Consider the following 6,357-nt stretch of genomic DNA (forward strand, 5'->3'; position numbering starts at 1 on the left):
TCCCTCTTCATCCGGCAAATGATGTTCAAATCCAACCACAGATGGCCCCCAAGTGTGTGCAACAATCGAAATTGTCATGATCGTCACACGAGAAGAATGCACGGGCAGCCTGCATCACTTTCAAGGTTGTGGATGTGGTCCGTCCGCATGAGGGCACAAAGCTTTTGGTTCACGAGGTAAGTGGCATCATCAGGCTGTCGTTGCACAAGGGCGTCCGGCCTGCGGCTGGCGTGACAGATCCTCGTCAAGGCCGCGGCGGGCTCTTGAGGTTCGCTGCACCATCGAAAGCGTCAGGTTCGTGAAAGGGTGCCTCGTCAGGGTGCATTATGCGTTCTCAAAAGATATACTAGGCTCAGCAAAATACCAGTAGGCGGCATTTTCGTGCGCTCACTACATCCACTGCGGCTGCGCGAGGCTGCTGAGATCAGGCGCGTGCCCTGATGCCACCCGGGAAAGACCCATAACTGTTTCAATAGTAAATCTGCAAACCACACCTTCAGGTTTCTGCACTTCATCACCAGTCGCATCCATAAGTGGCAGGTTTTCTGGAATATGACGTTAGACAGTTGCCGCGTAGGAATGACGTCGAGTAGCCTGACCCTCGAAGATCAGCCAGCAAAATGGTAGGCCAATGAAGCATATGAAGATCGTCGCTGCGCTTGCAATCGTTGCCTCTGTAGGCAGTACGGCCCTCGCCCAAGAGATGGCGTTCTTTCGCATCGGTACGGGGGGCACAGCAGGTACATATTACCCGATCGGGGGGCTGATCGCGAATGCGATCTCCAATCCCCCCGGATCAAGAGCCTGCGACGACGGGGGTTCGTGTGGCGTGCCGGGACTTATCGCAACGGCGGTGGCCTCCAATGGCTCAGTTGGCAACGTGAATGCCATCAATGGCGGCGCGATGGAGGCCGGCTTCAGCCAGTCAGACGTTGCTTACTGGGCACAGACTGGTACTGGCCTCTGGGAAGGCCAGCCCGCGGTCGAAAAGCTGCGTCTGATTGCGAACCTGTATCCGGAAAGCATTCATCTTGTTGCACGCGCCGATGCAGGGATCGCATCTGTCGCGGATCTTGCGGGCAAGCGCGTGTCGCTCGACGAGCCTGGTTCCGGCACGCTGGTTGATGCCAAGATCATCCTGGAAGCATTCGGCCTGTCCGAAGCGGATGTGACGGCCGAGTACCTGAAGCCCGATCAGGCGGCTGACCGGATGCGCGATGGGGCTATGGACGCATTCTTCTTTGTCGGGGGCTTTCCTGCAGGGGCGATTGCCGAACTGGCCAGTCAGCAGGACGTGACGCTTGTACCAATCACTGGTCCGGAAGTAGACAAGCTCTTCGAAACGTATAATTTCTTTGCCCCGGACAGTCTTCCTGCAGGCACTTATGAAGGGCAAGACGCCGATGTCGCTACGCTTTCAGTGGGCGCACAGCTGGTCACCTCGGCAGATCAGCCGGAGGAACTGATCTACGGTATCACTCAAGCCATCTATAACGAGAGCACGCAAAAACTGTTTGCGGCCGGGCATGCCAAGGGTCGGCAGATCACGCTGGAGAGTGCCACGGTTGGGGCTGGCATTCCGTTCCATTCGGGGGCGGAGCGCTTCTACAAGGAAGCGGGCAAGCTTCAGTAAGCGCAAAGCGCTCTTCTCACAAGACGCAGGCCGGCGTGGCCTGCGTCCCCTCCAGCCCGATGAACTGCAGGAATATGTGATGTCCGAGACTGTCCGCCAGCTTTCTGAGGCTGAGCTACGCGAGCTGGAAGAAGAGTACGATCCGGAAGCGCGGTTTCGGAAGGTCCTGCGGCCGATCGCGATCCTGACGGGCATCCTCCTGTTCCTGCTGTCCGCTTATCATTTTTATACCGCCGGCTTCGGCATTCCCCGAGCGACAACGCATCGTGGAATGCACATGGGGGTGTCTCTGTTCGTCGTCTTCCTGAGCTTTGCTGCATTTTCGAAGAGCCGCCTCAAGCGCGGCGGTATCGCCATTCTCGGCATTCCCGTCATGGATTGGTTTCTGGCTTCTGCAGGCCTGATCAGCGCCCTTTATGTCCCTTGGATCTATGACCAGCTGGCCTTTCGTGTCGGCAACCCGCTCCCCGTCGACATTGCGATGGGTACGGTTCTGCTTCTGACCCTGATGGAGGCTGTACGGCGCTCGATGGGGTGGCCGTTGCCGGCAATCGCGCTTCTCTTCATCGGTTATGCCTATTTTGGCAGATCGATGCCCGGGATCCTGGTTCATCCGGGCGCAGACTGGGCCAACATCATCAACCACCTTTATCTGACTTCCCAAGGGATCTATGGAACCGCCCTTGGCGTCATCGCCACCTATGTCTTTCATTTCGTGCTGTTTGGAGTAATGGCGCAGAAAATTGGTTTGGGGCAGCTGTTCATCGATTTGGCCACCGTTCTGGCCGGACGCTTCGCGGGAGGTCCGGCCAAGGTGGCGGTGGTTTCGTCAGCCATGCTGGGAACGATTTCCGGCTCGTCCATCGCCAACACCGTCACCACTGGTGCACTCACCATTCCAGCCATGATCAAGATCGGCTTCCAACGGCACTTCGCTGCAGCCGTCGAGGCCGCCTCGTCCACAGGCGGGCAGATCACGCCACCTGTCATGGGGGCAGTGGCTTTCCTGATGGTCGAGTACCTGGGTATCCCGCTGCGCACGATCCTGATTGCGGCCGTCGTACCAGCCTTCATGCATTTCTTTGGGGTTCTGGTGCAGGTGCACCTCGAGGCCAAGCGCCTCGGCATCCGCGGCCTGACCAAGGAGGAGCTCCCCGAGGCAGGCAGGGTCCTTCGCGAGGGCTGGCTCTCTGTCATGCCGCTGATCCTGCTGGTCTGGATGCTGATGTCCGGGCGCACGCCCTTCCTGTCCGCCTTTTGGGCGATCACGGCCTGCATGTCTGTCTACCTGATACAGCGCATCATCGCCTCAGGCATAGCGACCGGTATCAGGGAAACTGGAGCAGGCATCTTTGAAGGGTTCGTATCGGGCGCCCGTCAATCGCTTGCAGTGACTGCGGCTGCAGCGCTGGTGGGGGTGGTCATCGGCATCGTCACGCTCACCGGCGTCGGCTTTAAGATTGCCTTCATGGTGACTTCGGTTGCAGCCAATTGGGCAGCAGGCTTCTATGCCTTCCTGGGCTTCTTGCCGTTCGAGCTGTTCAGCATCGAGACACTGACGCTCCTGTTTACGTTGCTGATGACTGCGGTGGTCTGCGTGCTGATGGGCTGTGGAGTTCCGACAACCGCCAATTACATCATCATGGTTGCCGTCGCGGCCCCCGTTCTGGGGATGATGAACGTCGAACCGCTGGTGGCGCACTTCTTTGTCTTCTACTTCGGCGTTCTGGCTGACGTGACACCGCCAGTGGCACTGGCTGCCTATGCGGGAGCAGGGATTGCCGGGGCCAATGGGTTCAAGGCCGGCAATACTGCCTTCCGGCTGTCGATGGGAAAAGCGCTCGTGCCCTTTGTTTTTGTCTTCTCTCCCTCGCTCCTCATCGTGACACAGGCTTTCACTGTGCCGGACTTCCTGTTGGCCTTCGCCGGCTCGGTGCTGGGGATCGTGGCCCTGTCGGCAGCCATCACGAACTGGCTTTTGGCCCCTTTATGGTGGCTTGAGCGGGTCGCTCTGACGGTTGCTGCATTGTTGTTGATCGCGCCAGAATTGGTATCTTCAACAATAGGCTTCGTGATGCTGATGGCCGTCGTGGCGCGGCAGTTCAGGATCACGCGACAACGTCCCGCGATACCCGTAGCCTGAGCTCTTTCCGAAAAGGACGACCTTGCCAGAGGCCCGTCCCACCGGCCCTTGTCAAAATATTCTAGGCTATTCACGCTGCCAGTGCCATGCGGACATAGCTTGGTACTGGCTCTTGCCTTGGCTAACTTAGATCGGCAGTTGCTGACCCAGCACATCACCGGTGGTTGTGTCGCAAAATGCCCGAAAAGCACAAACTGGCTACCTTTGCCCTGTCCTTCAGGCAGCCAAAAGACAGATTTGCTGAAAATGGGCGTAGCGCTGGTCTGAACCGACGCTTGCGGATCATGTTCACCAGCTCGATGCCTGCAATGGTTGAAGCGGCTGACTCGATGCTCTTGAAGCCCAACATCGGTCTCACCCGGCGCTTGATGAAGCGGTGGTCTTGCTCGACCAAGTTGCTGAGGTATTTGATCGGCACCATCTGGATCGGCACAGGGCAGCCAAAGCGCTTCAACATCCGGTTGATGTCCTTGATGCTTACGGTGTCGGCTGCACTCTTGGCGATGACGATCTTGCGGGGCAGGCCGTTCAGCTCCATTGCGCGGGCCAAGAACCTGATGGCAGCTGGCTTGTTTCTGCGCTTCGATAACATGAAGTTCGGCGTCTTCCCGAACGTCTCGGCGGCGCGATAGAGATAGACCCACTGGCCTTTCACCTTGATGTAGGTCTGGTCCATCTGCCGGGATCTGTCAGGCGCTTGCTTGCTCCGGCGTGCGTATGGGCAGCACCTTATCTGCCGCGCCCGTACCTCTATAGCATGCTGGCTCACCCCTCTCGGGGACATCCCCCTCACAATGGCACGATGCGGACTCGGTAAAAAGGACGCGCCGACAAGCAGGGCAGGAGCGTCGGCAGTAGGTGCTGGAGTGGACTAGCGCGAAGGTGAAGATGGAAGCTCAGTCGGAGCCGGCAGGTGCAAAGGCGATAGCGCAAGGTCCAGTTTCTATTAAGTTTGAGTGCTGGCGTTGCAGAGGCAAAAATTGTTCTTGCATACTTGCATGCAAGGTAGCAAGCTTCAGACGGCGGGAGGCTTTGGGAGGAGCAGTCTGTGAAGACCAGAATATCATATGCCACGCCCCCATCGGCTCTCAGGTTGCATGAGCTGGTTTCGGCGTCGCGGCACACACTCGACGAGATCGTCAGCGATCAGATCAGGCGCCGAATTGTCAGTCTGGATTATCTTCCGGGAATGATGATTTTCGAAAATGCCGTGGCGGGCGAATTCGGCATCAGTCGGACACCTGTTCATCAGGCCTTCATGCGGCTTTCGCATGAAGGGCTCCTGACTGTTCTGCCGCAAAGAGGAGCACAGGTTTCCTTTCTGTCAAGGAAGACCGTCGCCAATGCACAGTATGTGCGGGAGTGCCTGGAAGCTTCGGCCTTCGCGGACGCGGCGCGTGCATGGGACGCTGATGATCCTGATTATCAGCAACGAGAGGAACGGGTGCGGGACCTTATTTTTGAGCAACGCAAGGCCGTCGCTCAGGGCGATTACTTGCATTTCACCGAGCTCGACATCGCCTATCACAACGAAATTCTTGGCGTTGTAGAAAACGATCTGCTCCTGGCCACAGTCGGGCAGATGCGGAACCACCTTAATCGGATACGCTACCTTGAGCTCAAAGAAGCGCATCATGAGGAACAGATGATCCTCGATCATGAAGCTCTGATCGACCTGATCGTTGAAGGAAGCGCGGAAGCCGCAAGTGAAATGCTGCTGAGCCATCTCAAGACGCTGCAGGATTTTCGCGAGGAGATCTTTGCGCGTCACCCCGAGCTGTTCAGCAACTGACCTTTCCAAAGGATGTTTGCAATGACTATGCCCTTGGCGATCACGTTGGCTGAGAGCGCTCCGGAAGCCGCTCCATTCGTTCTCCGCAACAGTTTCAACAGCGGGATCCGCGAAGCCGCCGCAATCGGTTTTGATGCCGTTGAACTCCACGCTCCCGACCCGGCGAGACTGGACCTGGGCATGATCGAAAGATGCAGTGTGCAGTATGGTATCGCCATCGGCTCACTCGGCACCGGAATGGCCGCCTCACAGGATGGTCTGACACTGGTGCACGTGGACTCGGAACGGCGGGTTGAGGCAGCAAAACGAATGCGCGGCTTCATCGACATCGGAGCGAGATTTGGCAGCGTTGTCATTGTCGGGCTGATCCGCGGTCTCGCGCGCGATTGCGGTGGACGGTCAGAATACATGGCGCGGCTCAGGCCGGCCATGAGTGAACTCCTGGGGCATGCAGAAAAGCAAGAAGTGACCTTGGTTCTCGAGGCCGTCAATCGCTACGAAAGCGACGTCTTCAACACAGTCCTGGAGACTTCCGGTTTCATTGCCGGCTATGGGTCGGATCGCCTGAAACTGCATGTGGACACGTTCCACATGAACATCGAGGAAGCCAACGTGGCCGACAGCCTGCGTGCCGCAGCCGGAGTTGTTGGGCATGTCCACATTGCTGACAGCAACCGTCTCGCTCCCGGACAAGGGCACTTCGATTTCAAGGGCACTGTCGCGACTTTGGCTGACATCGGTTATTCCGGCTTACTTTCTGTTGAATGCCTGCCGCTGCCAACGCCCTAC

The 6,357-nt window shown here is 57.8% G+C and carries 4 protein-coding genes and 1 pseudogene; 4 read left to right on the forward strand and 1 reads right to left on the reverse strand.

Going from position 1 to position 6,357, the window contains the following annotated elements; translation table 11 throughout:
* Nucleotides 1–631 precede the first annotated feature (631 nt).
* Both ACLHHB_RS07285 and ACLHHB_RS07290 read left to right on the forward strand, forming a co-directional pair.
* The gene (locus ACLHHB_RS07285; protein ID WP_410217617.1) at nucleotides 632–1,633 is read left to right on the forward strand and encodes a TAXI family TRAP transporter solute-binding subunit; all 1,002 of its coding nucleotides are present in this window, start codon (nucleotides 632–634) and stop codon (nucleotides 1,631–1,633) included.
* A 79-nt stretch (nucleotides 1,634–1,712) separates the two neighbouring features.
* Nucleotides 1,713–3,776, forward strand: a complete 2,064-nt coding sequence (locus tag ACLHHB_RS07290; protein ID WP_410217618.1) for a TRAP transporter permease — start codon at nucleotides 1,713–1,715, stop codon at nucleotides 3,774–3,776.
* A 244-nt stretch (nucleotides 3,777–4,020) separates the two neighbouring features.
* Here ACLHHB_RS07290 and ACLHHB_RS07295 read toward each other — a convergent pair.
* Nucleotides 4,021–4,560 (reverse strand): annotated as a pseudogene (locus ACLHHB_RS07295) (IS6 family transposase); the annotation flags it as partial.
* A gap of 309 nt (nucleotides 4,561–4,869) precedes the next feature.
* On the opposite strand from ACLHHB_RS07295, the gene ACLHHB_RS07300 reads away from it, so the two are divergent.
* Both ACLHHB_RS07300 and ACLHHB_RS07305 read left to right on the forward strand, forming a co-directional pair.
* Nucleotides 4,870–5,568 (forward strand): GntR family transcriptional regulator, encoded by a 699-nt coding sequence (locus ACLHHB_RS07300; RefSeq protein ID WP_410217619.1) that lies wholly within the window; start codon nucleotides 4,870–4,872, stop codon nucleotides 5,566–5,568.
* 21 nt (nucleotides 5,569–5,589) lie between these two features.
* The coding region (locus ACLHHB_RS07305) for a TIM barrel protein (protein WP_410217620.1) at nucleotides 5,590–6,357 on the forward strand (768 nt) is incomplete at its 3' end.

Origin of the sequence: Paracoccus sp. (in: a-proteobacteria), from assembly GCF_046462195.1 — a bacterium.
In the GTDB taxonomy this organism is placed as follows: Bacteria; Pseudomonadota; Alphaproteobacteria; order Rhodobacterales; family Rhodobacteraceae; genus Paracoccus.

Bases quoted from the DNA above. Each gene is read 5' to 3' on its own strand.
- ACLHHB_RS07285 (WP_410217617.1), top strand. From the start codon at position 632: ATGAAGCATATGAAGATCGTCGCTGCGCTTGCAATCGTTGCCTCTGTA.
- ACLHHB_RS07290 (WP_410217618.1), top strand. From the start codon at position 1,713: ATGTCCGAGACTGTCCGCCAGCTTTCTGAGGCTGAGCTACGCGAGCTG.